This window comes from Hydrogenophaga sp. SNF1, assembly GCF_034421675.1.
GTDB classification, from domain to species: domain Bacteria; phylum Pseudomonadota; class Gammaproteobacteria; order Burkholderiales; family Burkholderiaceae_C; genus Hydrogenophaga; species Hydrogenophaga borbori.
In genome coordinates, this window is record NZ_CP139793.1 from 2,848,330 (window position 1) to 2,873,427 (window position 25,098).

The following is a 25,098-nucleotide window of genomic DNA, read 5'->3' on the forward strand; positions in this document are numbered from 1 at the left end:
TCAGCGCATGAGGCGGTAGAGCTCGTGCACGCGCAGCACGGCGATGGCCGGGCCTCGGGTCCTGACCATGAGGTCAAAGCACTCGAAGAACAATTGGCGCAGGGCTTCGGCGTCGGTGAGGGAGATCAGCGCCGCGTAGAGCGCTTGGTCCGAGGCCTCCAGGTAGTTCACGTAGTGGCCTACCGTCTGGACGACGATGCCGCGCGCGCGTTCCATGGCGTCGGCGGGAGATTCGTGCGGCGGCGTCGCTGGGCGGGGCGCTGTCTGCCAACGCGCCATCAGCATGTCGAGCATGGAAGCGGTCAGTTGCGACTCGGCAAAGGCGGCATGGCTCATGGTGGCTCCTGGATTCCAACGGCGGCCGGCAACCTGGTGGGCGGCGACTGGCCCCGGCTCGGCATGGACGCGAATCTAGGTGGCCCCCGTCACCCTGTCGATTTCGAAGTTCGCAAGGACGATTTAGCAGCGCTAAAAACCGGCCAGAACCGGCCCTATGAGGCCGTCAAAGTACTGCGCGGGCAGTAGGTCCGCGCCATTCGCCTGTGCCTCAGGTGCCGCTCAGGCTCAGAATCAACCCCTCGGGGGTATTTGGCGGGGCGGCGTGATCGGCCACCACCCAGGCGCGGCGGGGGTGCTCGGCGACCTCGGTCAGGCAGTCGGCCAGAAAACGGGCCGATGGGGCGTCCAGCGCGGCGAACGGCTGGTCGATGAGCGTGACGGGCGCGCCCGCCGCCAGCGCGGCGGTGAGCCAGACCTTGCGCCGGCTGCCCGTGGACAGCATGTACAGCGGCTTGTGCAGGTGCTCGGCCAGGCCGAAGCCGTCCACGAGATCGGCCAGGGCGGCGTCGCTCAGGCCCGGCCAATGCGCGCTCACGCCCTCCAGGTAGCCAGCGGCGGGCAGGGCGTCGTGGGCTTCGGTCTGGGGGTCGATCCAGAACACCTGGCGGCGGTAGGCCACCGGGTCCTCGTCGGCCCAGTGCCCAGCCGCCCACAGCCGCCCAGCCTGGGGCGCCTGGGCACCCGCGAGCAGCGACAGCAGGGTGCTTTTGCCACAGCCGTCGTCGCCGGTGACCCAGGTGAGACCGGGGCCGAGTGCCAGCGAGAGGCCGTCGAACAGCGGCCGGCCGCCGGGCCAGGCGAAGCGCAGGTGTTCGGCGCGCAGCAGCGGGGTCATCTTGGGTCAGTAGGGCAGGCGCAGCCGCTGGCCCTGGTGAACGATGACCGCGCTGCGCGGGCCGATCGACTCCAGCTTGAGCCCCGGCACGATGTCCTGGCCTTCCTGCACCACCTGGCCGTCGACGATGAGCATGCGCAGCTTGGGGTTGTCGGCGTAGGTGCTGCCGCTGAGCTTGAGCGGCGGCAGGGCCGCCCGCGCGGCTGGGCCGAGCTCGTTCACGCGTGGCAGGTGGGTGTCGCCGCTGACGGTGGGAGCGGGCGTTGGCGCGGGCGTGACCGGGGGCGGCGGCACGGGCGGGGTGGGTGGGCGCACCGGCGCGGCGGACGGAGCGGGCGGTGGCGGTGGCGGTGGCGGTGGCGGCGCCAGGATGGGCTGCACGGGCGCGGCCGGCGCCGGGGCAGGGGCCACGCCCATGCGGGGCGGCGGTGCCGGCGGCGGCTCGGGTTGGAACGCCGGTGCCGACGAGGGGGCCTGGGTCACCGGGCCGGGGGGCGGCGCCGAAGCGCCGTCGCGCATCAGCCACCAGGCGATGCCGGCGATGGCGGCCGCCAGCACACCGAGGCCGATCCACAGCGGGCCGCGCGAGGGCCGCGCGCCTCGCGCCGCCGGCGGGTCGGTGGTTCGCGAGGGCGGCACCTGGGTGTGCAGGCCCGGCACGCGACCGCGTTCGCGTTCGGCGTCGGCGCGGCGCAGGGCGTCGAGGATGTAGGACATCGGTGGCTCAGGAGCGCGGCAGCAGCCGGGGCTCATCCACCCCGCTGGCCAGGTTGATCTGCATGAAGGTCACCGGGCCCGCCGGGCCACCGGCGTCGATGCCCTGCGCGCGCTGGAAGGCCAGCAGGCGCGCCGCCAGGTCCTGGCCCGAGGCGGGCACCCGGCCGCTGGCCTGCAAGGCCGCGATGCGCTCGCCGAGCCAGCGGCCAGCCGGGCCGTCGCGGCCATCGGCCAGGCGGCCGGTGTGGCCGGGGGGCAGTCGCCACAGCGTGGCGTAGTCGCCGCGCCAGGCCTCGGCCAGTTCGGTCAGGGGCACGCGCCAGCGGCGCTCGCCGCGGGCCAGTACGGCGCTGTCCTCGCCCAGGGCGGTGAGCAGCAGCCGGCCGCTGTCGCCGCCGGGCAGGCGCAGGTTCAGGATGCCGGGGCGATCGAGCTGGCGCAGGCCATGCACGGTCATGCGTGTGGTGCGGTAGCACTGCAGCCCGCCAGCCAGGGCGTGTTCGCAGGGGTCGCCACCGTCGGCGAGCGCGGCGCCCCACAGTGGGGCCAGTTCGCGCCAGGCCTCGGCCTCATTGGCCAGCAGGGCATCGCCCGCGGGCCAGCCGGGGGTGGGGGCGGGATCGCGGGTCGTGGCGGGGTCGGGCGGGGCCGTGGGGCTGGTGGCGGGGTGGTCGGTGACGGCAGGGGCGACCGCGGCGGCGGCCACGGGAGCGGCCACTGGGGTGGCGGGCCCGGCGGCGGCCGGCGTGCCCGACCGCTGCAGCCAGAACCACAGCACCGCGGCGGCGACCAAGGCGCCCACGACGGCGCCGGCCAATGCGCCCAGGCCCGCGGTGCCCAGCCCGGCGGGTCGCGCGGCACCCATCGGACGGGCGCGCCGAGGCGGTGGTGGGGAGCCAGCGCTCTCGAACACCTCGCCGGCGGCCTTGTCGACCACCGGGCGCTCGACGCGGTTCTGCCCATTCGCGTAGGCGCCGAGCAGGGCGCGGTCGCACAGCAGGTTGATGCGGCGCGGCACACCGCGCGACAGCTCATGGATGCGCTCGATGGCGGCCGGGGAGAACGGCAGTGGGCCCTTGAGGCCAGCCACCTGCAGGCGGTGCTGGATGTACTGGCGCGTCTCGGCGGCGTCCAGGGCGTCGAGGTGGAAGCGCGCGATCACGCGCTGGGCCAACTGCTCCAGTTCGGGCCGCGCCACGATGCCGCGCAGCTCGGGCTGGCCGATGAGAATGATCTGCAGCAGCTTGCGCTCGCTGGTTTCCAGGTTGGTGAGCAGGCGCAGTTGCTCCAGTACGTGGGGCGTGAGGTTCTGCGCCTCGTCGATGATGAGCAGGTTGCGCTCGCCACGCGCGTGGCTGGCCAGCAGGAATTCGTTGAGCGGATCGAGGTGGTCGTGCACCGTGGCCGGGCCCAGGCCTTCGTGCTTGACCTCGATGCGGAACTCGCGGCAGATGGACTTGAGCAGGTCCGCGACCGTCAAGCGCGGATTGAAGATGTACGCGACGTTGCAGTTGTCGGGTACCTGCTCCAGGAAGCAGCGGCAGATGGTGGTCTTGCCGGCGCCGATCTCGCCGCTGAGCAGCACGAAGCCGCCACCGCCCCGCACGCCATAGAGCAGATGAGCGAGCGCTTCACGGTGGCGCTCGCTCATGAACAGGTAGCGTGGGTCGGGCGCGATCGAAAACGGGTCGCTCTGGAGCCCGAAAAACTCGGCGTACATGCCCCGAGCATACCGGGGCCCCCCGGGGCGGGCAAACCGCCCACCGGGGTTGGGCGCGACCTTAGGCCGCGAGCTGCATCGACGGCTTGGTGCCGGACGACGACGCCTTGGCCGCGCCGTTGGCGGCGCACTCGACGTCACCCGAAAGCTGGCCGCCTTCCTCGATGACGATCTTGCCGTAGCGGATGCGGCCGGTGACCTTGCCCGTGGCGTGGATCACCAGCTTCTGGCGCACCGTGAGGTTGCCGTCGATGGTGCCGTAGATCTCGGCCAGGTCGACCTCGCAAGAGCCCTTGAAGGCGCCTTGCTGCGCGATCTGGATCACGCGCGAGTCCATGGTCGCCTCGACCGTGCCCTCGACCACCAGCGTGTCGCAGTCGGTGATCTCCACGCCCTTGAGCTTGATGTTCGGCCCGACGGTGAGCTTGCTGCCGCCTTCGGGGGTGGTGGGCGTGGCGCTGGTGCTGGGTTTCACTTCGGTCTCCTGGGTGGCCACCGGGGCGCTGGTGCTGGCGGAGGTTTGTGATTGACCGTAAGCCGTGTTGCGCGGTGTGGCCATGCCGCCGCTGCCCAGAGGGCGGGAAGGCTCGTTGTCGCGTTTGCCGAAGTGCAGTGCCATGGGTTTCTCCTGAGGTGTAGTGGGCAGAAGTCCCCATGCTAGGGAGCATGGCCCTTACATTCGCGCCTGTCCCGTAAGAGCTGTGTCGAGATGAACGGGCGACCAGCGGTTCTCAGCGGTTGGTACGCCGGCGATCCTCCATCTCGCGGATCAGCGCTCGGGCTTCATCGCCTTCTGGAATGGGTCGGCCGCTGTCGCGCCACTGCACGGCGGCCTTGAAGCCCTGGTCTTGCGCATAGCGGCGGAACCACAGGCCTTCGGGGTTGTGGCGCGTGATGCCGTCGAACAGCGTGGCCAAGGATTGCGTCTGCTCCAGTCCCATGGTGAGCAGCACCTGGTTGACCACCATCTTGTGCATGGCCAGGTGCGAGCGCGGCACGCCCGCGATGCGCTCGGCCAGGGCCAAGGCGCGCATCTCCAGCTGGTCGAGCGGCACGGCTTCGTTGGCCAGGCCCCAATCGGCGGCGGTGCGGCCATCGATCAGGTCACCGGTGAACATGAGCTGCTTGGCGCGCGTGGGCCCCAGGCGGTAGGTCCACATGGCCGTGGTGGGGCAGCCCCACACGCGCGTGGGCATGTAGCCGATGCGCGCGTCCTCGGCCATCACCAGCAGGTCGCAGCACAAGGCGATGTCGCTGCCGCCGGCCACGGCCGCGCCATGGACCTTGGCGATGGTGGGCTTGGGGCTGCGCCACAGGCTCATGAAGTCCTCGGTGTTGCGCTTCATGAAGGCGTAGTCGTCCAGGGGGTCCCAGGGGTGGCGCTCCTGCTGACAGGGGTGGTCGATGTCGCCTTCGCCGAAGTGAGAGAGGTCGTAGCCGCCGCAGAAGCCCTTGCCCGCTCCCTCGACCAGGATGACATGCACGTCGTCGTTGGCGTTGGCCCATTCCACCGCTGCGCGGATCTCGCGCGGGGTGTCGTCGTTGATGGCATTGAGTCGTTCAGGGCGGTTGAGCAGCAGGCGCGCCACGCGCGGGTTCCTGGGATCCTGGTCGATGCGCAGGGTGTTGAAGTTCGGCATGGCTGTCTCCTTCGTTGGTGTGAAAACCATCTTATCGACGGGTGGTTGTGGCGCGGAGTCGCGGAGGCGATACAGTTGCGTGCGCAACTAAATGGGTGAACCGTTCATGGACCAGATAACCGAAGAACACGTTCCGGTGCTCATCGCCGGTGGCGGCCCGGTGGGCCTCACGCTGGCCGCGCTGCTGTCGCGCCAGGGCATCCGCAGCCAGGTGATCGAGGCCGACGAGGGCTATTGCACCGGCAGCCGCGCCATCTGCATCTCGCGCCGCTCGCAGGAGATCCTGGGCTGGGTGGGCGCCGACGCGCCGCTGGTGGCCAAGGGCCTGGGCTGGACCGCCGGTCGCAGCCATTTCCGCCAGAGCGAGGTGTTGCGCTTCGAGATGCCCAGCGAGCCCACGCAGCGCTTCGCGCCCATGGTGAACATCCAGCAGTTCTATGTCGAGGAATACGCGCACCGCGCCATCGACGAAGGGGGCGTCGATGGCACGACCGTGCGCTGGGGCGAGCGTGTGCAGCGCGTTCAGGCGCGCGAGCGCGACGTGCTGGTCGACATCGAGTCGCCGCGCGGCTACCGGCGCGTGCGCGCCGACTGGCTGCTGGCCTGCGACGGTGGGCGCAGCGCCGTGCGCGAGCAGCTGAACCTGCAGTTGGAGGGCACGCAATACGAGGGCCGCTACGTCATCGTCGACATCCGCCAGAAGACGCAGCGCCCGGTGGAGCGCCTGGCCTGGTTCGACCCGCCGTCCAACCCTGGCTCCACCATCCTCATGCACCGCCAGCCCGACGACGTCTGGCGCATCGACTACCAGATCCGCGACGACGAAGACCCGGCCGAGGCGGTCAAGCCGGAGAACGTATTGCCACGCGTGCGCAGCCACCTCGAGATGATCGGCGAGACCGAGCCCTGGGAGCCGCTGTGGATCTCGATCTACAACGCCAAGTGCCTCACGCTGCCCAGCTACCGCCATGGCCGTGTGTTCTTCGCGGGCGACGCCGCCCACCTGGTGCCCATCTTCGGCGTGCGCGGGCTCAACTCCGGCCTCGACGACGCCGGCAACCTGGCCTGGAAGCTGGCCCGCGTGGTGCGCGGCACTTCGCCCGAGGCGCTGCTCGACAGCTACAGCGTGGAGCGCGTGCATGCCACGCGCGAGAACATCGCCTATGGCGCCAAGAGCACCGAATTCATGGCACCGCCCGATTTCGCCTTTCGCCTGATGCGCGAGGCCGCGCTGCGCCTCGCGCTGGACGACGAGGCCGTTCGCCCCTTGATCAACCCACGCCAGTCCTCGGCCATCCAGTACCTGGGCTCGCCGCTCAACGCTGGCGAGTCTGGCGAATGGGCGAGCGCGCAGGCCATGCCCGGCGCCCCCGCGCCAGAGGCCTTGCTGCGCGACGCGCACGGCCACGCCTTTCACCTCAGCAGCCGTTTCGGTCGTGGCTTCGTGGCGCTGGTGTTCAACGGCCCACCCGAGGGCGGCTTGCCGCGCGACGTGGAGGCCCTGCCCATCCACCCCACAGCCGACCCGCACGGCCAGGCCTGGCGGCGCTATGGTCTGCCGGCCGGTACCGAGCCCGCCCTGGTGCTGGTGCGTCCCGACGGCTACGTGATGGGCCGCTGGCGCGGCTTGGACACCGCGCCATTGCGTGCGGCCCTGCAATCCTCTGGAGTCCTCGAATGACCGATGCCGATCTCGACACGAGCTATACCGCGCTGTGCCGCGCCCTGGGCGAGGTGGGTGAACAGCAGGCCCCGCTGCTGCTGGCCATGCTGAGCCTGTCGCTGCTGGGCCGGCTGGACAGCGCCGCGCAAGCCCTGCCCCTGATCGAGCGGGCGCGCGAACGCTGCCTGCAGGAGCCTTTGCATGGACGCTGACGCCAAGCCGCTGCCGCTGGAGCAGCAACTGAGCTGGCGCCTGCATCGCCTGGGCAAGCTCACCGATGCCGCGACCGCCGCCGCCTACGCGGGCGAATTGGGCCTGGGCGTGGCCGAAGCGCGCGCCCTGGCCGCGATCGGCGCCTTCGAACCGCTGTCGGTGAACGACCTGGCCGCGCACGCCCACCTGGACAAGGCGCAGGCCAGCCGCGCCGCGCAGATGCTGGTGGAGCGCGGCAGCGTCATCAAGGCGCCCAGCGAGACCGACGCGCGCGCCGTGGTCTTGCGCCTGTCGCGCCCGGGGCGTGCACTGCACGCGCGCGCGCTGCGCCTGATCGACCGCCGCAACCGCGAAATCATGGGCTGCCTCGGGGCGGCCGAGCGGCGGCAGTTGCTCGGCTTGGTGGACCGGCTGATCGCGCACGCGGTGCCGCGCCGCCCGGGGGGCTCCGGAGGCGATACACCTTGATACGCGCATCGTCGCTATAACGCCCCTCATGAAACGCAACCCTTTTGCTCCCACGGATTTCGGTGCCGATTCGCTTGAAGTGCGGGTGTCCGAGTTGTTGGTGGCCACGTCCGACCAGACCGACGCGGCATTGGACGCGGCCATCGGCGAGGTGCTGCGCCTGCTTCGCGAGCGCCTGCAGATGGACGTGGTCTTCGTCTCCGAATTCGTCAATGGCCGGCGCGTGTTCCGCCAGGTGGCCCAAGCGCCCGGCGTGGGCGTGATCGCCGAAGGCGAGGGCGCGTGGCTGGAGGAGAGCTGGTGCCAGCGCGTGGTCGACGGCCGACTGCCGCAGTACATCGCCGACGCGAAGCGCGATCCCGCCGCATCGCCGCTGCTCAAGGACCTGCCGTTTCCCATCGGCACCCACATCAGCACGCCGCTGGTGCTGTCCAGCGGCGAGGTCTACGGCACGCTGTGCTGCTTCAGCTTCGAGGCCCATGGCCGGCCCAACCCCGAGGACCTGGCCAAACTCAAGCTCACCGCGCGGCTGGCCGCGCAGCGGCTGGAGACCCGGCGCCAGGCACGGCCGATGCCGGCCAGCGTGCCCGACTGGACGCTCAAGTCCCGCTAGGCGGGATGGCCCGCGGGCAGCGGGAAAAGGGGGGCGCCGGTAAAATCGTGTCCTTCGCCCCGCTGCGCCCGCCATGGGTTCGCGCCCACCCATGAACGCTCCCATCGACGTCTCCCTCTTCGCGCGCAACGCCAAGCCGCTCACCAGCTACCGGCCCTACTGGGCCAAGCGCTTCGGCACCGCGCCCTTCCTGCCCATGAGCCGGGCCGAGATGGACGCGCTCGGCTGGGACAGCTGCGACGTCATCATCGTCACCGGCGACGCCTACGTGGACCACCCCAGCTTCGGCATGGCGGTCATCGGCCGCGTGCTCGAGGCGCAGGGCTTTCGCGTGGGCATCATCGCCCAGCCCGACTGGCAGAGTGCCGAGCCTTTCAAAGCCCTCGGCAAACCGAACCTGTTCTGGGGCGTGACGGCCGGCAACATGGATTCCATGATCAACCGGTACACCGCCGACCGGAAGATCCGCAGCGACGACGCCTACACGCCCGGCGATGCGGGCGGCAAGCGCCCCGATCGCGCCGCCATCGTCTACAGCCAACGCTGCCGCGAGGCGTACAAGGATGTGCCCATCGTGCTCGGTGGCATCGAAGGCAGCCTGCGCCGTATCGCGCATTACGACTACTGGAGCGACAAGGTGCGCCGCTCGGTGGTGGTGGACAGCAAGTGCGATCTGCTGCTCTATGGCAACGCCGAACGCGCGCTGGTCGAGGTGGCGCACCGGCTCGCGGCGCGCGAGCCCATCGAGCGCATCACCGACGTGCGCGGCACGGCCTTCGTGCGCCGCCCGGGGGATCCGTCGGCCGAGGGCTGGTTCGAGATCGATTCCAGCGAGGTGGACCAGCCCGGTCCGGTAGACGCGCACATCAACCCTTACCAGACCACGAGCGAGCAGGCGCAGTCGGCGGGCCAATCGTGCGCGAAGGACGAGGCCGCGCAAGCGCCGGCGACGCAGGGCGCCTCGATCCAACCGCTGAACTTCGTGCCCAACCCCGCGCTGCAGGGCAAGGCCAAGCGCCCGCCGCGCGATCGCAGCGTGATCCGCCTGCCCAGCTACGAACAGGTCAAGAGCGACGCCGTGCTCTACGCCCACGCCAACCGCGTGCTGCACGTGGAGGCCAACCCGGGCAACGCGCGCGCCCTGGTGCAGGCGCACGGCGAGGGGGCGACCGCGCGCGATGTCTGGATCAACCCGCCGCCCATTCCGCTGACCACGGCCGAGATGGACCACGTGTTCGACCTGCCGTACGCGCGCAGCCCGCACCCGGCCTATGCCGACGCGCAGGGCCGCCACGACGGTGAAACCAAGATTCCGGCGTGGGAGATGATCCGCTTCAGCGTGAACATCATGCGCGGCTGCTTCGGTGGCTGCACCTTCTGCTCCATCACCGAGCACGAGGGCCGCATCATCCAGAGCCGCTCCCAGGCCTCCATCCTGAAAGAGGTCGAGGAGATCCGCGACAAGGTCGAGGGCTTCACCGGCGTCATCAGCGACCTCGGCGGCCCCACGGCCAACATGTACCGCCTGGGCTGCGCCAGCCCCGAGATCGAGGCCGCCTGCCGCAAGCCCAGCTGCGTCTACCCCGGCATCTGTCAGAACCTCACGACCGACCACGGGCCGCTGGTGCGCATCTACCGCCGCGCGCGGGCGCTGCCGGGCATCAAGAAGATCCTCATCGGCTCGGGCCTGCGCTACGACCTCGCGATCAAGAGCCCCGAGTACGTGAAGGAACTGGTGCAGCACCATGTGGGTGGCTACCTGAAGATCGCGCCCGAGCACACCGAGACCGGCCCGCTGTCGAAGATGATGAAGCCCGGCATCGGCAGCTACGACCGCTTCAAGCAGATGTTCGAGAAGTACAGCGAGGAAGCGGGCAAGAAGCAATTCCTCATCCCGTACTTCATCGCCGCGCACCCGGGCACCAGCGACGAGGACATGATGAACCTCGCGCTGTGGCTCAAGAAGAATGGCTTTCGCGCCGACCAGGTGCAGACCTTCTACCCCAGCCCCATGGCCACCGCCACGGCCATGTACCACTCGGGCCTGAACCCGCTCAAGGGCATTCACCGCGACGAACGCGGCGAGCGCGTGGACATCGTGCGCGGCGAGAAGCGCCGCCGCCTGCACAAGGCCTTCCTGCGCTACCACGACCCCAACAACTGGCCGCTGCTGCGCGAGGCGCTCAAGGCCATGGGCCGCGCCGACCTCATCGGCAACGGCAAGCACCACCTCATCCCCACGTTCCAGCCGCTCACCGACGGCGGCTACCAGAGCGCGCGGCGCAAGAACAGCACGCCCACCGCCCGCGCGCCAGCCGCGGCGCCCGCGCCGCGCAAGGGGCAGATGCTGACGCAGCACACCGGCCTGCCGCCGCGCGCCGGCATCGGCGCGGCGCGGCGGCCCAAGCCGCGCTGAAGGCGCTCAGGCGCCGCCGCCGGCGAACAGCGGCCAGGCCACCCAGACCAGCAGGGCGACCACGTTGAACACGGCGCAGGCCACGAAGGTCTGCTGGAAGGGCCTGTCGTCCAGGCGGTGTCGAAGCGACTGCCGGGCCAGCCAGGCCGCTGGCCAGCCGCCCAGCGCGGCCGCCGCGTGCAGCAGTGCCAGGGGCCAGGGCGCACCGCCCTCCGTCATCACGTGCTGGTCGCGCCAGTACAGGAAGAAGGTGGCGATGTTCACCAGCACCACACCGGTGAGCACCACCCAGGGAAGGCGGCCGGCGGCGACGCCGATGAGCCACAGCAGCAGCCAGCCGCCCAGCAGGCCCAGGGCCACCCGGGTTTGGCGGCGCTGCGCGCGTTCCTCGCGCCAGCGCTGGGCCTTGGACGTGCCGGCCGGCGCCAGCACCGGCTCGGGCGCCGGCCCGCTGGGGGCGCCGGCCTCGCGCAGCGGCGGCGGAGGCGGCAGCGCGATCGACAGCGCGCGCGGCCCCTTGCCGCCGACCACGATCTCCTCGTACACCACCGCCGTGCCCGGCACGATGGGGTGTGGGCCTTCGTAGTCGCGCAGGTGGAAGTACACCTCGGCGGCGGTGTCGGGACTGCGGATGAAACCGGACGCGCGCTCGGCGTCCCAGTGGACGATGGTGCCTTGCTTCCTCATGGCCTCAGGCCAGCGTGTGCATCGGGATGTCGCGCTCGACCGCCAGCCGATCCAGTTGCGCGCGCGTGCGACCCGCCAGAAAGCGCGCGATGGCTTCGTGCGTGGCGGGTGCGAACAGGGTCTTCATCCGCTGGCCGTCGGCCACGCCCGCCGCCTCGCACAGCGCGGCGGCGAAGTGCGGCTCCAGCGCGGCCACGGCCACGCGCCCGTCCTTGCAGGGGTAGATGCGGTAGCCCGCGTGGGCGCCACCCACCGCCCCCGTCGGCTGGGTCAGGCCCCAGCTGCGCGGCAGCGCGAGCCAGGCGGCGGCGTCGGACAGGGCCACCTCATGGGCGCTGCCGCGCCCCGTGGAGCGCAGCAGCAGCACGGCCTTGAGCACCGCCTCGGCGGCCATCAGCGCGCCGCCCATGTCGGCGAACAGCGTGGCCGGCAGGTCCAGGCCGGTCACCAGGCCGGCGTCGGCCAGGTAGGTGAGGTCGTGGCCGGGCTCCTCGGCGCGTTCGCCGGGCGCGCCCACGATGCTCACCATGGCCAGCGCCGGGTAGCGCTTGCGCAGCGCCGGCCACGACAGGCCCAGCTTGGCCAGGGCCGAGGGGCGGAACGAGGTCAGCAGCACGTCGGTGCGCAGCAGCTGCTTGTGCAGCGCGGCCTGGCCGGCCTCGGTCTTGAGGTCGGCGGTCAGCCGCTTCACGCCCTCGTGCATGCGCGCGTAGGCCGGGGGGTTGTACTGGCCCATGGGGTCGCTGCTGGTGCCCTCGCGCGCGGGCGGTTCCAGCTTGGTGCAGGCCGCGCCCAGGGCGCGCAGCCGCATGAGGGCGGCCGGACCGGGCAGATTGAGCGCGAGGCTGAGCACGCGCACGCCGCGCAGGGGCTGAGGGCTTCGGGTGGTGGGCATAGAACAGTGGCCGCAGGTCGGTTGACGGTGCGGCCACTGTAACGCCGGCGATGGCCCGGCCCCCGAGGCACCGCGGCACCGGCTGGGCCGGGCCGCGCAGGCGTCGCCCCTGGAGGGGGCTCGCGAAGCCCGGCGGGCGTGGGGTCTACTTCTGGCCGAAGTCCAGCGGCAGGCCCACGTAGTTTTCCGCGAGCGAGCGCGACATGGCCTCGGAGTTCACCAGGTACTCCAGCTCGGCTTCCTGCACCTTCTGGCCGAAGCCGCCGGTGTCGGGGAAGCGGTGCATCAGCGAGGTGAGCCACCAGCTGAAGCGCTCGGCGCGCCACACGCGCGCCAGCGCGCGCTGCGAGTAGTGGTCGATGCCGGCGTCGCTTTTCTCGCGGTAGTGCTCGATGAAGGCGGTGGAGAGGTACTTCACGTCGCTGGCCGCCAGGTTCAGGCCCTTGGCGCCCGTGGGCGGCACGATGTGCGCGGCGTCGCCCGCCAGGAACAGGCGGCCGAAGCGCATGGGCTCGGCGACGAAGCTGCGCAGCGGTGCGATGCTCTTTTCGATGCTGGGGCCGGTGACGATGGCCTCGGCCATGGCCGGGTCGAGGCGGCGGCGCAGCTCGTCCCAGAAGCGATCGTCGCTCCACTGCTCGACCTTGTCGTCGATGGGGCACTGCACGTAGTAGCGGCTGCGCGTGAGGCTGCGCATGGAGCACAGGCCGAAGCCGCGCTCGCTGTTGGCGTACACCACCGCGTGCGGCGACACCGGCGGCACGTCGGCCAGCACGCCGATCCAGCCGAAGGGGTAAACCTTCTCGTATTCGGTGATCGAATCCTGCACGCTGGCGCGGCAGACGCCGTGAAAGCCATCGCAGCCGGCAATGAAGTCGCACTGCAGTTCGTGCGTCTGGCCGTCTTTCTCGTAGCGCACGCTGGGCTTGGCGCCGTCGAAGCCGTGGACGCTGACGTTGGCGGCGTTGTAGACGGTGGGCAGGCCGGCGGCCTGGCGCGCGTCCATCAGGTCGCGCGTGATCTCGGTCTGCCCGTAGGCCGTGACCACCTTGCCTTGGGTGAGGCCGGTCACGTCGATCGGGTGGCGCGTGTTCTTGTAGACCAGCTCGATGCTGTGGTGCACGGTGCCTTCCTTGGCCACGCGCTCGCCCACGCCAGCCTCGTGCAGCAGGTCGACCATGATCTGCTCCAGGATGCCGGCGCGGATGCGGCCCAGCACGTAGTCGGGGCTCTGGCGTTCGATGATGACGTTGTCGATGCCGGCCTTGTGCAGCAGCTGGCCGAGCAACAGCCCCGAGGGGCCGGCGCCGATGATGGCGACCTGAGTTCGCATGGGTCTTGTCTCCGGGGAACGGGCGAAACCCGCAGGCTAGGGCGCCGCTGCGCCCGCCACAAGCACCGCTGGCGGGCATTGCGCGATCATCGCGCGCTTTGTGCGATCATCGCGCAGTTCCTGGAGCGCCCCGCCATGCCCGACCCGACCATCGCCAAGGCCGACTTCATCGAGGGCATGGCCAAGGGCCTGGCCGTGCTCGAGAGTTTCGACACCGAGCGCCAGCGCTTGAACGCCACGCAGGCGGCCGAGCGCGCCGGCCTCACGCGCGCGGCCGCGCGGCGGCACCTGCTCACCCTGGCCCACCTGGGCTACCTGGACACCGACGGCAGCCACTACTGGCTCTCGCCCAAGGTGCTGCGCTTTTCGGGCAGCTACCTGTCTTCGGCGCGCCTGCCGCGCCTGGTGCAGCCCACGCTGAACCGCCTGGCCTCGGCCACGCGCGAGTCGTTTTCGGCGGTGGTGCTGGACGGTGACGAGGTGGTGATCGTGGCGCGCAGCGCCGCACCGGGCGCGCCGCGCCTTATGCCCTATGGCCTGCACCTGGGCTCGCGCATGCCGGCGCACGCCACCTCCACCGGGCGGGTGCTGCTGGCGGCGCTGCCGCGCACAGCTTTCACGTCCTGGCTCAAGGGCCGGTCGCTGCCGCGCCTGACGCCGCGCACCACGGACGAGCCCAAGGCCTTCCGCGCGGTGATCGACACCGTGCGCCGCGACGACTTCGCGATCGCGAGCGAGGAGCACGAAATCGGCGTGATTGCGCTCGCCGTGCCGTTGCGCAACATGAAGGGCGAGACCCTGGCCGCGCTCAACGTGGTGGTGTCGCCGGGCCGCATGGACGCAGCCGGCCTGCGGCGCGAGCTGCTGCCGGTGCTCATGGACGCCGCGCGCGAGCTGCGGCCGCTGCTCTAGGCGGCGGGCTCAGACCCCCAGGTGCTGCTCCAGCAGCCCCGGCTGCGCCAGCAGCGCCTCGGTGCTGCCCTCGAACACCACCTCGCCCTTGACCAGGATCAGGTTGCGGTCGGTGATCTGGGTCACGTGTTTCCAGTTCTTGTCGACGATGACGCTGCTGATGCCGCTGTCGCGGATCAGGCCGCAGATGCGCCAGATCTCGCGCGCGATCAGCGGCGCCAGGCCTTCGGTGGCCTCGTCGAGGATGAGCAGGTCCGGATTGGTCATCAGCGCGCGGCCGATGGTGAGCATCTGCTGCTCGCCGCCGCTGAGCTGCTGGCCGCCGTGGCCCAGGCGCTCGGCCAGGCGCGGAAAGGTCTCGAGCACGCGCTCGTAGGTCCACTCGCGCTGGCCCCGGCTGCCCGGCCGCGCCGCCATCACCAGGTTTTCCTTCACGCTCAGGTTGCCGAAGATGCCGCGCCCTTCGGGCACGTAGGCGATGCCTTCGCGCGCCACGGCGTAGGGCGTGGCGCCGGTCATGTTCCGGCCCTTCACCTGCACGGTGCCGCCGCTGGGCTTGACGATGCCCATCAGCGACTTGAGCAGCGTGGTCTTGCCCATGCCGTTGCGGCCCATCAGGCCGATGGTCTGGCCCGCACCCACGTGGAAATCCACGCCGCGCAGGATGTGGCTCTGCCCATAGTGGGTGTGCAGGCCCTTGGCTTCAATCAGCGCCGTCATCAGTGTTCCTCGCCCAGGTAGGCGGCCTGCACGCCGGCGTCGTTGCGGATCTGCTCGGGCGTGCCGCTGGCGATCACCTGGCCGTTGACCATGACGGTGAGCACCTCGGCCAGTGCGAACACGGCGTCCATGTCGTGTTCCACCAGCATGATGGCGTGCTCGCCCTTGAGGCGCTGCAGCAGCGCCACCATGGACTCGGCCTCGGCGGCGCCCATGCCGGCCAGGGGCTCGTCGAGCAGCAGCACCGTGGGCTCGGTGGCCAGGGTCATGGCGATCTCCAGCTGGCGCTGCTCGCCGTGGCTGATGGCTGCCGCGACGCTGCTCGCGCGCGCGGTGAGGCCCGCGAGTTCCAGCGCGCGCTCGCAGCGCTGGTTCGCGTTCGTCAGCTGGCTGGCGGCGCTGAACCAGTGCAGCGGGTTGAAGGCCGCGTGCCGCTCGCGCGACTGCGCGGCGAGGCGCACGTTGTCCCACACCGTGAAGGGCAGGAAGATGTTGGTCTTCTGGTAGCTGCGGCCCAGGCCCTGGCGGGCGATGCGTTCTGGCGATCGCCCGGTGATGTTCTCGCCGTTGAGCCGGATCTGCCCGCTGCTGGGCGGCAGGTCGCCCGAGAGCAGGTTGGTCAGCGTGGACTTGCCCGCGCCGTTGGGTCCGATGACCGCGTGGATGCGGCCGCGGTGCAGATCGACCGATACATCGCTCACGGCGGCCAGGCCGCCGAAGCGCTTGGTGAGGTTCTTCGCGGAGAGCAGCGGATCGCTCATGACTTCCCCCCGCGCTGGGTGAAGCGCTCGACCAGGCCCAGCAGGCCGCGCGGCGCCACGATCACCACCAGCACGATGAAGCCGCCCATGAGCAACTGCCAGTGCTTGGTCAGGTCTTTGAAGACGTGCATCACGTACTCGAAGGCGAAGGCGCCGACGATGGCGCCCGCGAAATTGCCCATGCCGCCCAGGATGACCATCATGATCGCGTGCGCGCTCATGTGGAAACCCATGAGCTCGGGGTTCACGAAGCCGGTCTGCGCGGCCCACAGGTAGCCCGCCACACCGGCCAGTGCGCCGGCCAGCGTGAAGGCCGTGAGCTTGTAGCCGAAGGTTCCGTAGCCCACGGCGCGCATGCGGTGCTCGTTCACGCGGATGCCCGCCAGCACGCGGCCGAAAGGCGAAAACAGCAGGCGGCGCAGCGCGAAGTACAGCGCCAGCAGCACCGCCAGCGTGAAGTAGTAGAAGACCAGCTTGTTGTCGAGATCGATGCCCAGGGCGGTGGCGTCGGGACGGAAGGTGACGTAGATGCCGTCCGAGCCGCCCAGGGCCTTGTTGTCGAAGAACAGGAAATAGACCATCTGCGCGAAGGCCATGGTCACCATGATGAAGTAGATGCCGTGGGTGCGCACCACGAAGAAGCCGATGACCAGCGCGGCCAGGCCGGCGGCGGCGGCGGCCAGCGGCAGCGACCACCACAGCGCGATGGGCGCGTCCTGTGGCGTGACAAAGGCCAGCGCGTAGCCGGCCAGGCCGAAGAAGGCCGCGTGGCCGAGCGAGACCAGGCCGGTCACGCCCTGCAGCAGGTCCAGGCTCATCGCGAAGATGGCCAGGATCATCATCTGCGAGAGCATGCCGAGGTAGAAGTCGCCGCCCTCCACGGGCAGCAGCGGGAAGGCCGCCAGCGCGATCGCGCCCAGGGCGAGCACGAACTGGATGCTGCGCGGCAGTTTTTCGAGTTGGGCCTTGGCGGTGCTCATTGCTTGAAGAGCCCTTCGGGTTTGTAGAGCAGCACGAGGGCCATGAGCATGTAGACGGCCATGCCGGCGATCTGCGGCACCAGCACCTTGCCGAAGGTGTCGACCAGGCCCACCAGCAGCGCGGCCACGAGCGCGCCGCGCACCGAGCCGATGCCGCCGATGACCACGACCACGAAACACATGATGAGCACCGAGCTGCCCATGCCCGGGTACACGCTGGCGATGGGCGAGGCGATCATGCCGGCGATGGCGGCCAGGCCCACGCCCAACGCGAACACCACGCCATGAATGAGCCGGATGTTCACGCCCAGCGACTCGGCCATCTCGCGGTTGAAGGCGCCGGCGCGGATCTTCATGCCCAGGCGGGTCTTGCTGATGAGCAGGTACAGCCCCACCGCCAGCAGCAGGCAGATGCCCGACATCACCAGACGGTAGACCGGGTAGGAGAGGGTGTCGGTCAAGGGGATGGACCAGTTCAGCACTTCGGGCACCTGCACGGCGTGCACGTCGTCGCCCCAGAAGATGGAGCGCATCTCCTCGAAGATGTAGATCAGGCCGAAGGTGAGCAGCACCTGGTCGAGGTGGTCGCGGTGATAGAAGTGGCGGAACAGCAGCCACTCCAGCAGCCAGCCGAAGATGACCGCGAGCACCGTGCCCAGCACGATGGCCAGCGTGAGGCTGCCCAGCTGCGAGCTGAGGTACCACGCGAGGTAGGCGCCGATCATGTAGAAGCTGCCGTGCGCGAGGTTGACCACGCCCATGATGCCGAAGATCAGCGTGAGGCCGGCGGCCAGCATGAACAGCAGCAGCCCGTACTGGACGCTGTTGAGGAGCTGGATGAGGAAGTTGGCGAAGTCCATGGGGTGCAGACGTCAAACCGGCGCCGCTAGGGCGCCGGCTTGCAGGGGGGAGGACGCAAGCTTCAGGCCATGCGGCAGCCGGTGGCCGGATCGGCCACGGCCTTGGCGGCGATGCCGATCACCTTGTTCTCGCCGTTTTCCACGCGGCGCAGGTACATGTCCTGGATCGGGTTGTGCGCCGGGCTCATCTTCCACTTGCCGCGCGGGCTGTCGATCTCGGCGCCGCGCATGGCCGCGTACAGGGCCTGCTTGTTGTTCAGGTCGCCCTTGACGGCGTTGGCGCCCTTGACCATGAGCAGGCCGGTGTCGTAGCCCTGGACGGCGTAGACGTCGGGCTGCAGCTTGAAGGCCTTGGCGTAGTCGAGGCGGAATTTCTTGTTGCGCGGCGTGTCCAGCGAGTCGCTGTAGTGCATGGTGGTGAGCACGCCGTTGGCGGCGTCACCGGCGGCGTCGAGCACGCCTTCGGTGAGGAAGCCCGAGCCCCAGAGCTGGATGTTCTTGCTCAGGCCGGCCGCATGGTAGTCGCGCAGGAACTTGGCCGCGCCGCCGCCAGCGAAGAAGCAGGCCACGGCGTCGGGCTTGATGGCGGCGATCTCGGTCAGCAGGGCCTGGAACTCCACGTTGGGGAAGGGCAGGCTCAGCTTCTTGACGATCTGGCCGCCCGCCTCGGTGTAGCTCTTTTCGAAACCTTCGAAGGCCTCGTCGCCGGCGGCGTAGGCCCAGGAAATCCACACGGCCTTCTTGTGGCCTTTCTCCATCATGGGCTTGCCCAGGGCCAGCGTGGGCTGGCTGTTGGTGAAGGAGGTGCGGAACACGTTGGGCGCGCACTGAGCGCGCGTGGCGATGTGCACGCCGGCGTTGGGGATGAGGTTGAGCACGCCGGACTCGCGCGCCACCTTGTGGATGCCCATCTGCACGCCCGAGTGCACGGTGCCGATCAGCACGTCGACCTTGTCGCGCTGCACCAGGCGGGTGGCGTTCTCGATGCCCTTGGCGGGGTTGGACTCGTCGTCGACCTTGAAGAATTCGATCTCACGCCCGCCGAGCTTGCCGCCTTGTTCGTTGACGGCCATGCGAAAGCCGTTCTCGATGGCCACGCCGAGCTGCGCGAAGGTGCCGGTGTAGGGCAGCATGAAGCCCACGCGCACCTTGTCGGACTGGGCGCGCGCGATCTGCGGCAGCAGCAGGCCGGTGGACGCGGCGCCAATGACGGCGGCACTGCGGGTCAGAACGAGGCGGCGGGTGGTCATCTGGGGTCTCCTGGGGTTGTGGTCAGACTGCGGCTCACTGTAGGTGGGGGCATGGGGCTTGGCGATCCAGAATTACCCTAGCCGCTTGAAGCCTGAATGATTGAATTCCAAACAGTTTTGATCTTCAGGACACCTCGCTGGGCGCGAGCGCCAGCGCCAGCCAGTCGCGGCACCAGGCCGCGCCGGCCGCCTCGGGGGCGGTCTCGGTCGAGGCATCGAGCGTGCAGGGCTCGCCCACGCGCACCGCGCCCAGGTCGCGCAGGCGCTCATCGAACTGGCGCCCGCCGTTGGCGAACGTCATGGGGTATTGCGCGCTGTCGCCCAGGGCGATGACGCCGAAGCGCACATGACCCAGGTAGCGCGGCTGCGCGTCGAGCGAGGCGCAGAAGGCCTGGGCGTTGTCGGGCACGTCACCGGAGCCATAAGTGGATGTGCATATGACGTAAAGTGCATCTTGCTCGAAGACGCTGGGGTCCAGCCCGTCCATCATCCGCACCTCGATGGCGCCGATCATGTCGGCACACTCCATCTCGATGGCCCGCGCGACGGAGGTGGCCGTGTCGGTCATGGTGCCCACGAGGATGAGCAGCTTGGCGGGTGGCATTGGGGGCATGACACGCACTTTAGTGCATGTTCCGAGGGAGGGGCACCGGGTTAACCCGTAGCGGGGACGGCTGGGCGTGCCGTTTGCCAGCGGCGGGCATCCGGCCCACTGGCCGCGACGAAGATCGTGCCCGAGGAGCTGGTGCCGCTGCGGCCCGTGGGGCGCCTAGTGATCAACCGCAACCCCGACAACTTCTTCGCCGAAACCGGGCAGGTGGCGTTCTGCACCGCGAACGTGGTGCCGGGCATCGACTTCTCCAACGACCCGCTGCTGGCCGGGCGCATCCATTCGTACGTGGACACGCAGATTCACCGCGGCCGCGTGTCCTACGAGGCCAACACGCTCGGCGGCGGCTGCCCCTTCCAGGCCGGCCCAACCCGAAGTGAGGCAATCGCCCGCGCTCGGGGTGCACCTGGAGGCCACGGCCTCGCTGGAGAACCACCCGGGCGTCCTGTTCGGCGCGCTCGCCTGGCCGCACGGCGAGGAGGGCGTGGCCACGCTGGCGCCAGATGGCCACACGATGACCCGCCGCTGGTGTGCGGCTCAGTGCTTGGCCAGCAGTTCGGACGCCCGATAGCCCGGCGCCACCCCCTGCACCAGCACCGTGGCGCCGTCCGCGTTTTGCGTGCGCAGCGGCAGGATGGCCTGATAGGCATCGGACTGGTACCAGGCGCGCGCCTGGTCCATCGACGGAAACTCGATCACCACGAGGTGTCCGGGGAAGGGGCCTTCCATGACCACCGGGTTGTCGCCATGCACCAGGAAGCGGCCGCCGTGCGCGTCCAGCGTGTCGGTGATTTCCTGGATGTAGGTGACGATGTCGGGGCCCCACTCGACGTGGCGCAGGTGAGCGATGGCGTAGGCACTCATGGCGGATCTCCGGGCGGATGGTGGGTGGGCCTCGGGAGCTTCCCTTGGCCTGCCTTCATCTTCCCCTGGGGTGTTCCGGCTGGCGATGACCTGTGAGGTCATGCCCTCGGTCCGGGTCGGGTCAGACCGCCTCGCGGACCGCCTCGCCCAGCGGCAGACAGGCCACCAGCCCGGCCGGTGTGCGGACCTGCAAGGCCAGGAAGTCGCCGAACTGCACGAGGCGCGCGATCGGCGCTGGCGCAGCGGTCTCGCTCGGCCCGGCAGGCGCAAAAGCGGCTGACGCGGCCATCGCCCGGGGACTCGACACCTGCAACACGGCGACCAGCCCCGCTGGATCGCGCTGCGCCAGCGCCCACTGGCACAGCGCCAGCAGGCAGTCGGTGTCCTCGTCCGAGGACCGCGCCGGTGCCGCCGGCCGGCGCAAGCGCTGCAACAGGCGGTGCAGTTGCTGGCGCGAGGCCGCCTCGCTGCGTCCGGTCAGGCGCCCCAGCTCGGCGTGGCTGAAGTCGAATACCTCGACCAGCAGGACGGCCGCAGCCTCGTTCGCCGGCAATGTGTGGACCACATGCCGCAAGGCCTGCTCGACCCGTTGCGCCTGTTCGGCCAGTGCCTGTGGCGCTTCGCTCTCGACGGCTGCCAGGCCGCCGTCACCTGCCCGCTCCAGCAGGGCGTGGTAGCGCTGACGCCGTCGCCAGGCGTCGATGCACAGGTGGCGCAACACGGTGACCAGCCAGGCCTCCCGGCCACCGGCATCGGGCGGCAGGCCACCCTGCGCGGTGCGCAGCCAGGTGTCCTGCACCAGGTCTTCGGCTTCATCGCCGTGCGCCAGCCAATGCCGCGCCAGCGCGACCAGGCGGCGGCGCAGCGCTTCATCGTCGATCAGGGGATGGGAGTCGGCCGGAGGTGTCACGAAAAAACCCGCTCGTTCGTTTACCGGATGAAGCTAACACACAGGAGCGATTCCCATGCTTTCCCCGGACACCGACACGCCCACCCGCCCCGCCAACGCCCAGGACAGCGCCTTCCTGGAGGAGAAGGCCTTTCGCGCCCGCACCGTGCTGGTGTTCGGCACCATCACCGATGCGCTGGCCGCGGAGACGGTGCGCAAGCTGCTGGCCCTGGACGCCGAGGCGCGCGCGCCCATCACCCTGGTCGTCTCTTCGCCGGGCGGCCACCTCGAATCGGGTGACGCCATCCACGACGTGGTGCGTTTCGTGGCCTCGCCGGTCCACATGGTCGGCACGGGCTGGGTGGGCAGCGCCGCCACCCACCTCTATCTGGGCGCGGCCCGCGAGCGCCGCGTCTGCCTGCCCCAGACGCGCTTCCTGATCCACCAGCCCAGCGGCGGTGCGGGCGGTGCCGCCAGTGACATGGCGATCCAGGCCCAGGAAATCCTCAAGGCCCGAGAGCGCATCGCCGAGGTCATTGCGCGCGAAACCGGCCAGCCCCTCGAGCGGGTGCGCCAGGACATCGAGCGCGACCGCTGGATGCCGGCGCAGGAAGCCGTCGCCTATGGCCTGGCGTCGCGCGTGATCCGGCGGCGCGAGGAATTGGGGCTCTGAGCTTGGAGACGGCGTTCTGGCCTGCCCGGAGGGACTCGAACCCCCGACCTGCTGCTTAGAAGGCAGCTGCTCTATCCAGTTGAGCTACGGGCAGTGCGGTGCGGGTGCCGCTGGAAAAAAGGCCCACGGGGGTGGGCCTTCGTTCTTGGTGTGAAATGGTCGGAGCGGCGGGATTCGAACTCGCGACCCTCTGCTCCCAAAGCAGATGCGCTACCAGGCTGCGCTACGCTCCGACAAGGCGCGGATTCTAACCGCAGGCACAACTGGGCTTTCCTCTGATGGCTCGCCAGGCGGCTTAGGCCGCTGGCACGCGCCCGCGCCGCAGGACCGCCAGCAGGCCAGTGCCGAGCAGCGCGCACGCCAGGGAGAAGGCGGCAAAGGGCAGGGCCAGGCTGTCGAACTGGTTGACCACGAACACCCCGGTGGCGCCCAGCGCCATCTGGCCGAAGCCCGCCATGGCGGCAGAGACCCCGGCGGCGTGCGGCGCGACGCTGGTGGCCCCGGTCAGTGCCAAGGGCAGGCAGGCGCCGCTGGCCAGCGCGTAGATCAGCATGGGCCCGACGAGCCGGGCCACCGTCAGTTGCTCGGCCAGCAGCAGTGTGAGTGCCAGGCCGACGATCGCCAACACGCTGGCGAGCAGCAAGGCGCCGTCCAGCCCCAGCCGATGCGCTGCGCGCGAGGCGAGCAGGCCTCCAGCCACGATCGGAACACCCAGCAGCAATTGGCAGAAGCCGTAGGCCGCCGGGCTCATGCCCAAGCCGTCGATGAGCAGCGGTGGCGCCACGGACAGAAAAACCATGAGGCCCACGCCGAGCAGGCCCATGTTGGCAACGTAGGCTACGTAGGTGGGGCTGCGCAGCAAGGCGGCATGCCGGCGGGCCACGGCCCGCGTGCCATCGGCCAGGCGGCGCTGAGGCGGCAGTGTTTCGGCCAGGCGCATCCATTGCCAGACGAACATGGCTGCGCCGTAAGCGGTGCAGAAGAAAAATACCGCACGCCAGCCCCAGCCGCTGACCAGCAGTCCAGCCACCAGTGGCGCCAACGCCGGCACCACGGCCAAGGCCAGCGTCACGCGCGTCATGGCGTGGACGGCCGCTGGCCCCTGGTAGGCGTCACGCACCGCGGCGCGCGGCACCACCAGCGCGGCACAACCACCCAGAGACTGGCAGATGCGGGCCGCGATCAACCCAGGCATGTCCTGCGCCAACGCCGCGCCCAGGCTGCCGCCCACGAACATCGCCGTCGAGGCCAGCAGCACCGGGCGGCGGCCCAGTCGGTCGGACAGCGGACCCAGCACCAGCTGCGCGAGGGCATAGCCCAGCAGGTAGAGCGACAGGGTGAGCTGCACCATGGAATGCGGCGCCTCGAAGCTGGCACCAATGGCCGGCAGGGCCGGCACGATGACATTCAGGCCCAGAGGGGCGATCGCCGTCACACAGAAGAGCAGGCCGAGCGGCGCCGCGGCCGGGGCCGCGGCGGGATCAGGCCGCATGGGTCGGGTTCACACCGAGCGCGGCGGAGACCCCATCCGCGCCCCGGTTCACGGCTTCGCGCGCGACCGACAGCAGCCGGCCATTGCGGATGAAGCCATGCGGCACGCCTTCATGCACCTGCAAGCCCACCGCCACGCCCCGCGCCACCAGCCGCTCGCGCAGCCGGCGTGAATCGTCGAGAAGGGGATCCAGGCTGGCTGCGTGCAACTGAACGGGCGGCAGGTCGTCGAGCCGGGCGTCGAGCGGCGCGGCGCGCCAGTCGGTGCGCTGCTGCTCGTTGGCGAGGTAGTGGCTGCGGATCCAGTCGATCTGACTGATCGACAGGCCGAAGGCCCCCGAGCCCAGGCGCCGCCAGGAATCGGTGTCGGTCTCCCAGGAGAAGACGCCGTAGTAGAGCAGCAGGAACTTCAGCGGCGAGGCCCCGGCATCGCGCAGCGCACAGGCCGCCGCCAGCGCCAGGTTGGCGCCAGCGGAGTCGCCGCCAGCGGCCAGGGCATCGCCCTGCACGCCGTGGGCCGTGCCATTCGCCGCAAAGTGGCGGATGGCCGCCACCGCTTCGTCGAACTGCACCGGAAAACGCGACTCGGGTGAGCGCCGGTAGTCCACGTTGATCGCGGCAACGCCGCTGCGGCGCACCATCTCGCGCATCATGCCGCGCCATTCGTCGACACGGCCGAGTGCGAAACCACCGCCGTGGAAATACACCAGCGCGGGTACCGGCGCCCGCGCGCCGTCGGGGCGATAGACCAGGCAGCGGATCAGACCGTGCGGACCTGGCACCATCACCTCGGTCTCGTCTTGCAGCGCTTGGCTGTTTTCGCACAGGTAGGCGCCGATCGCGTCGTAGGCCGCTCTCGACTCGGCCAGCGGCGCCTGCTCCAGCACCGGCGCCACCAGTCCGCGCGCGCGCAGCGCCGCGCCGAGGACGGCCACCTCGGGGTGAACCCAGGGATCGGTTTCGTCGCTCACACCGTCACGCCCATGAACTCCGTGCCGATCTTCTGGTAGCGGTGGATCACGTCCATGCCGAAGCGTTCGACCATCATCTTGCTGTCCTCGGGACCGACCGCGATGTCGTTGAAGTCCTCGTCGCCCTGGCCCGTGATGAGCACCAGCAGCAGTGCGTCCTCGTCGTCCATGTTGGTGAAGTCGCGGCACACGCCGGGCGGCACGGCGATCATGTCGTAGGGTTTGAGGACGGTCTCGTGCTCACCCCTGTCGCCCCAGCGGATGCGAAAACGCCCGGTCAGGCACATGAAGGTCTCGTGCGTCTTGAAGTGCGCGTGCAGCAGCGGCTTGTCCCCCGGTGGGCAGCGGGCGATGATCACCGACAGACCCTTTTCGCCCGCGATGGCGGGCTTCTGCGCCATCGGGCCGCCTTGGCCTTCGGGGGCCATCAGCAGATACAGGGTCTTGGCGGCCATCAGCTCGTAGGCTTCGCGCGGAATGCCGGTCTCGCTCTGGTACATCGCGCTCTGCGGCTGCAAGGTGTCGAAGCGGGCGATGCGCGACTCCATCTGCTCGGGCGATACCGACACGGTTGTCAT

Annotated in this window: 27 protein-coding genes, 2 tRNA genes and 1 pseudogene; 8 read left to right on the forward strand and 22 right to left on the reverse strand. The window is 70.0% G+C overall.

Translation table 11 applies throughout. The features are described 5' to 3' along the window. The 6 genes from SOM08_RS13585 to SOM08_RS13610 form a co-directional block, all read right to left on the reverse strand. Positions 1–336 carry a hypothetical protein gene (locus SOM08_RS13585; protein WP_116957156.1) on the reverse strand — a complete coding sequence of 112 codons (336 nt, stop codon included), beginning with the start codon at positions 334–336 and terminating at the stop codon, positions 1–3. Positions 337–547: 211 nt separating this feature from the next. Continuing rightward, positions 548–1,174 carry an energy-coupling factor ABC transporter ATP-binding protein gene (locus SOM08_RS13590; RefSeq protein ID WP_322469104.1) on the reverse strand — a complete coding sequence of 209 codons (627 nt, stop codon included), beginning with the start codon at positions 1,172–1,174 and terminating at the stop codon, positions 548–550. A 6-nt stretch (positions 1,175–1,180) separates the two neighbouring features. Beyond that, positions 1,181–1,891 (reverse strand): general secretion pathway protein GspB, encoded by a 711-nt coding sequence (locus tag SOM08_RS13595; protein WP_322469105.1) that lies wholly within the window; start codon positions 1,889–1,891, stop codon positions 1,181–1,183. A 7-nt stretch (positions 1,892–1,898) separates the two neighbouring features. Further along, the gene (locus SOM08_RS13600) at positions 1,899–3,611 is read right to left on the reverse strand and encodes an ExeA family protein (protein ID WP_116957159.1); all 1,713 of its coding nucleotides are present in this window, start codon (positions 3,609–3,611) and stop codon (positions 1,899–1,901) included. Positions 3,612–3,672: 61 nt separating this feature from the next. Next, positions 3,673–4,230, reverse strand: coding sequence for a polymer-forming cytoskeletal protein (locus SOM08_RS13605; RefSeq protein WP_322469106.1), 558 nt, complete (start codon positions 4,228–4,230; stop codon positions 3,673–3,675). Between the two features lie 112 nt (positions 4,231–4,342). After that, positions 4,343–5,251: a crotonase/enoyl-CoA hydratase family protein gene (locus SOM08_RS13610; RefSeq protein ID WP_322469107.1), complete on the reverse strand. Its 909-nt coding sequence runs from the start codon at positions 5,249–5,251 to the stop codon at positions 4,343–4,345. 106 nt (positions 5,252–5,357) lie between these two features. On the opposite strand from SOM08_RS13610, the gene SOM08_RS13615 reads away from it, so the two are divergent. The 5 genes from SOM08_RS13615 (at position 5,358) to SOM08_RS13635 (ending at position 10,624) form a co-directional block, all read left to right on the forward strand. Further along, a complete protein-coding gene (locus tag SOM08_RS13615) occupies positions 5,358–6,932 on the forward strand; it encodes an FAD-dependent monooxygenase (RefSeq protein ID WP_116957529.1) in 1,575 nt (524 codons plus the stop codon). Beyond that, complete coding sequence (locus tag SOM08_RS13620; protein ID WP_116957162.1) at positions 6,929–7,126, forward strand: hypothetical protein; 198 nt, start codon at positions 6,929–6,931, stop codon at positions 7,124–7,126. The genes SOM08_RS13615 and SOM08_RS13620 overlap by 4 nt, the downstream gene beginning before the upstream one ends. After that, positions 7,116–7,595: a MarR family winged helix-turn-helix transcriptional regulator gene (locus SOM08_RS13625; protein WP_116957163.1), complete on the forward strand. Its 480-nt coding sequence runs from the start codon at positions 7,116–7,118 to the stop codon at positions 7,593–7,595. Before SOM08_RS13620 ends, SOM08_RS13625 begins: the two co-directional genes overlap by 11 nt. Positions 7,596–7,623: 28 nt before the next feature. After that, on the forward strand, positions 7,624–8,208 hold the full coding sequence (locus SOM08_RS13630) for a GAF domain-containing protein (RefSeq protein ID WP_322469108.1): 585 nt from the start codon (positions 7,624–7,626) through the stop codon (positions 8,206–8,208). A gap of 91 nt (positions 8,209–8,299) precedes the next feature. Continuing rightward, a complete protein-coding gene (locus SOM08_RS13635) occupies positions 8,300–10,624 on the forward strand; it encodes a YgiQ family radical SAM protein (RefSeq protein WP_322469109.1) in 2,325 nt (774 codons plus the stop codon). Between the two features lie 6 nt (positions 10,625–10,630). Here SOM08_RS13635 and SOM08_RS13640 read toward each other — a convergent pair whose 3' ends face one another. From SOM08_RS13640 to pobA, 3 genes are all read right to left on the reverse strand, one after another. Further along, positions 10,631–11,311 carry a DUF1294 domain-containing protein gene (locus SOM08_RS13640; RefSeq protein ID WP_322469110.1) on the reverse strand — a complete coding sequence of 227 codons (681 nt, stop codon included), beginning with the start codon at positions 11,309–11,311 and terminating at the stop codon, positions 10,631–10,633. 4 nt (positions 11,312–11,315) lie between these two features. After that, complete coding sequence (locus SOM08_RS13645; RefSeq protein WP_322469111.1) at positions 11,316–12,206, reverse strand: CoA transferase; 891 nt, start codon at positions 12,204–12,206, stop codon at positions 11,316–11,318. A 145-nt stretch (positions 12,207–12,351) separates the two neighbouring features. Then, positions 12,352–13,539 carry a 4-hydroxybenzoate 3-monooxygenase gene (pobA, locus tag SOM08_RS13650; RefSeq protein ID WP_116957168.1) on the reverse strand — a complete coding sequence of 396 codons (1,188 nt, stop codon included), beginning with the start codon at positions 13,537–13,539 and terminating at the stop codon, positions 12,352–12,354. A 135-nt stretch (positions 13,540–13,674) separates the two neighbouring features. On the opposite strand from pobA, the gene SOM08_RS13655 reads away from it, so the two are divergent. Next, complete coding sequence (locus SOM08_RS13655; protein ID WP_116957169.1) at positions 13,675–14,451, forward strand: IclR family transcriptional regulator domain-containing protein; 777 nt, start codon at positions 13,675–13,677, stop codon at positions 14,449–14,451. 9 nt (positions 14,452–14,460) lie between these two features. Here SOM08_RS13655 and SOM08_RS13660 read toward each other — a convergent pair whose 3' ends face one another. From SOM08_RS13660 to SOM08_RS13685, 6 genes are all read right to left on the reverse strand, one after another. Continuing rightward, entirely contained in the window at positions 14,461–15,171 is a 711-nt protein-coding gene (locus SOM08_RS13660; protein ID WP_416186961.1) for an ABC transporter ATP-binding protein, read from the reverse strand. Further along, positions 15,171–15,932 (reverse strand): ABC transporter ATP-binding protein, encoded by a 762-nt coding sequence (locus SOM08_RS13665; protein ID WP_322469112.1) that lies wholly within the window; start codon positions 15,930–15,932, stop codon positions 15,171–15,173. The genes SOM08_RS13660 and SOM08_RS13665 overlap by 1 nt, the downstream gene beginning before the upstream one ends. After that, positions 15,929–16,912, reverse strand: a complete 984-nt coding sequence (locus tag SOM08_RS13670; RefSeq protein ID WP_116957171.1) for a branched-chain amino acid ABC transporter permease — start codon at positions 16,910–16,912, stop codon at positions 15,929–15,931. The genes SOM08_RS13665 and SOM08_RS13670 overlap by 4 nt, the downstream gene beginning before the upstream one ends. Continuing rightward, on the reverse strand, positions 16,909–17,772 hold the full coding sequence (locus SOM08_RS13675) for a branched-chain amino acid ABC transporter permease (RefSeq protein WP_116957172.1): 864 nt from the start codon (positions 17,770–17,772) through the stop codon (positions 16,909–16,911). The genes SOM08_RS13670 and SOM08_RS13675 overlap by 4 nt, the downstream gene beginning before the upstream one ends. A 62-nt stretch (positions 17,773–17,834) precedes the next feature. Then, on the reverse strand, positions 17,835–19,022 hold the full coding sequence (locus SOM08_RS13680; protein WP_070400099.1) for an ABC transporter substrate-binding protein: 1,188 nt from the start codon (positions 19,020–19,022) through the stop codon (positions 17,835–17,837). Positions 19,023–19,146: 124 nt separating this feature from the next. Next, entirely contained in the window at positions 19,147–19,635 is a 489-nt protein-coding gene (locus tag SOM08_RS13685; protein ID WP_245980762.1) for a flavodoxin domain-containing protein, read from the reverse strand. A gap of 99 nt (positions 19,636–19,734) precedes the next feature. On the opposite strand from SOM08_RS13685, the pseudogene SOM08_RS13690 reads away from it, so the two are divergent. Next, positions 19,735–20,031 (forward strand): annotated as a pseudogene (locus SOM08_RS13690) (catalase); the annotation flags it as partial. A 138-nt stretch (positions 20,032–20,169) separates the two neighbouring features. Here SOM08_RS13690 and SOM08_RS13695 read toward each other — a convergent pair. Beyond that, positions 20,170–20,496, reverse strand: a complete 327-nt coding sequence (locus SOM08_RS13695) for a DUF1330 domain-containing protein (RefSeq protein ID WP_116957174.1) — start codon at positions 20,494–20,496, stop codon at positions 20,170–20,172. A 121-nt stretch (positions 20,497–20,617) separates the two neighbouring features. Beyond that, positions 20,618–21,406 (reverse strand): RNA polymerase sigma factor, encoded by a 789-nt coding sequence (locus SOM08_RS13700; RefSeq protein WP_322469113.1) that lies wholly within the window; start codon positions 21,404–21,406, stop codon positions 20,618–20,620. A 55-nt stretch (positions 21,407–21,461) separates the two neighbouring features. Here SOM08_RS13700 and SOM08_RS13705 point away from each other — a divergent pair, with 55 nt between their 5' ends. Continuing rightward, on the forward strand, positions 21,462–22,058 hold the full coding sequence (locus SOM08_RS13705; protein ID WP_322469114.1) for an ATP-dependent Clp protease proteolytic subunit: 597 nt from the start codon (positions 21,462–21,464) through the stop codon (positions 22,056–22,058). Between the two features lie 17 nt (positions 22,059–22,075). Here the strand turns inward: SOM08_RS13705 and SOM08_RS13710 are convergent. The 5 genes from SOM08_RS13710 to SOM08_RS13730 form a co-directional block, all read right to left on the reverse strand. Continuing rightward, positions 22,076–22,152: transfer RNA gene (locus SOM08_RS13710), tRNA-Arg, on the reverse strand. Between the two features lie 62 nt (positions 22,153–22,214). Then, positions 22,215–22,291: transfer RNA gene (locus SOM08_RS13715), tRNA-Pro, on the reverse strand. Positions 22,292–22,353: 62 nt separating this feature from the next. Continuing rightward, on the reverse strand, positions 22,354–23,550 hold the full coding sequence (locus SOM08_RS13720) for a multidrug effflux MFS transporter (protein ID WP_322469115.1): 1,197 nt from the start codon (positions 23,548–23,550) through the stop codon (positions 22,354–22,356). Then, the gene (locus SOM08_RS13725; protein ID WP_322469116.1) at positions 23,540–24,520 is read right to left on the reverse strand and encodes an alpha/beta hydrolase fold domain-containing protein; all 981 of its coding nucleotides are present in this window, start codon (positions 24,518–24,520) and stop codon (positions 23,540–23,542) included. Before SOM08_RS13725 ends, SOM08_RS13720 begins: the two co-directional genes overlap by 11 nt. Beyond that, positions 24,517–25,098 carry a cupin domain-containing protein gene (locus tag SOM08_RS13730; RefSeq protein ID WP_322470703.1) on the reverse strand — a complete coding sequence of 194 codons (582 nt, stop codon included), beginning with the start codon at positions 25,096–25,098 and terminating at the stop codon, positions 24,517–24,519. The genes SOM08_RS13725 and SOM08_RS13730 overlap by 4 nt, the downstream gene beginning before the upstream one ends.

Bases quoted from the DNA above. Each gene is read 5' to 3' on its own strand.
- SOM08_RS13585 (WP_116957156.1), bottom strand. From the start codon at position 336: ATGAGCCATGCCGCCTTTGCCGAGTCGCAACTGACCGCTTCCATGCTC.
- SOM08_RS13590 (WP_322469104.1), bottom strand. From the start codon at position 1,174: ATGACCCCGCTGCTGCGCGCCGAACACCTGCGCTTCGCCTGGCCCGGC.
- SOM08_RS13595 (WP_322469105.1), bottom strand. From the start codon at position 1,891: ATGTCCTACATCCTCGACGCCCTGCGCCGCGCCGACGCCGAACGCGAA.
- SOM08_RS13600 (WP_116957159.1), bottom strand. From the start codon at position 3,611: ATGTACGCCGAGTTTTTCGGGCTCCAGAGCGACCCGTTTTCGATCGCG.
- SOM08_RS13605 (WP_322469106.1), bottom strand. From the start codon at position 4,230: ATGGCACTGCACTTCGGCAAACGCGACAACGAGCCTTCCCGCCCTCTG.
- SOM08_RS13610 (WP_322469107.1), bottom strand. From the start codon at position 5,251: ATGCCGAACTTCAACACCCTGCGCATCGACCAGGATCCCAGGAACCCG.
- SOM08_RS13615 (WP_116957529.1), top strand. From the start codon at position 5,358: ATGGACCAGATAACCGAAGAACACGTTCCGGTGCTCATCGCCGGTGGC.
- SOM08_RS13620 (WP_116957162.1), top strand. From the start codon at position 6,929: ATGACCGATGCCGATCTCGACACGAGCTATACCGCGCTGTGCCGCGCC.
- SOM08_RS13625 (WP_116957163.1), top strand. From the start codon at position 7,116: ATGGACGCTGACGCCAAGCCGCTGCCGCTGGAGCAGCAACTGAGCTGG.
- SOM08_RS13630 (WP_322469108.1), top strand. From the start codon at position 7,624: ATGAAACGCAACCCTTTTGCTCCCACGGATTTCGGTGCCGATTCGCTT.
- SOM08_RS13635 (WP_322469109.1), top strand. From the start codon at position 8,300: ATGAACGCTCCCATCGACGTCTCCCTCTTCGCGCGCAACGCCAAGCCG.
- SOM08_RS13640 (WP_322469110.1), bottom strand. From the start codon at position 11,311: ATGAGGAAGCAAGGCACCATCGTCCACTGGGACGCCGAGCGCGCGTCC.
- SOM08_RS13645 (WP_322469111.1), bottom strand. From the start codon at position 12,206: ATGCCCACCACCCGAAGCCCTCAGCCCCTGCGCGGCGTGCGCGTGCTC.
- pobA (WP_116957168.1), bottom strand. From the start codon at position 13,539: ATGCGAACTCAGGTCGCCATCATCGGCGCCGGCCCCTCGGGGCTGTTG.
- SOM08_RS13655 (WP_116957169.1), top strand. From the start codon at position 13,675: ATGCCCGACCCGACCATCGCCAAGGCCGACTTCATCGAGGGCATGGCC.
- SOM08_RS13660 (WP_416186961.1), bottom strand. From the start codon at position 15,171: ATGACGGCGCTGATTGAAGCCAAGGGCCTGCACACCCACTATGGGCAG.
- SOM08_RS13665 (WP_322469112.1), bottom strand. From the start codon at position 15,932: ATGAGCGATCCGCTGCTCTCCGCGAAGAACCTCACCAAGCGCTTCGGC.
- SOM08_RS13670 (WP_116957171.1), bottom strand. From the start codon at position 16,912: ATGAGCACCGCCAAGGCCCAACTCGAAAAACTGCCGCGCAGCATCCAG.
- SOM08_RS13675 (WP_116957172.1), bottom strand. From the start codon at position 17,772: ATGGACTTCGCCAACTTCCTCATCCAGCTCCTCAACAGCGTCCAGTAC.
- SOM08_RS13680 (WP_070400099.1), bottom strand. From the start codon at position 19,022: ATGACCACCCGCCGCCTCGTTCTGACCCGCAGTGCCGCCGTCATTGGC.
- SOM08_RS13685 (WP_245980762.1), bottom strand. From the start codon at position 19,635: ATGCCCCCAATGCCACCCGCCAAGCTGCTCATCCTCGTGGGCACCATG.
- SOM08_RS13695 (WP_116957174.1), bottom strand. From the start codon at position 20,496: ATGAGTGCCTACGCCATCGCTCACCTGCGCCACGTCGAGTGGGGCCCC.
- SOM08_RS13705 (WP_322469114.1), top strand. From the start codon at position 21,462: ATGCTTTCCCCGGACACCGACACGCCCACCCGCCCCGCCAACGCCCAG.
- SOM08_RS13720 (WP_322469115.1), bottom strand. From the start codon at position 23,550: ATGCGGCCTGATCCCGCCGCGGCCCCGGCCGCGGCGCCGCTCGGCCTG.
- SOM08_RS13730 (WP_322470703.1), bottom strand. From the start codon at position 25,098: ATGACAACCGTGTCGGTATCGCCCGAGCAGATGGAGTCGCGCATCGCC.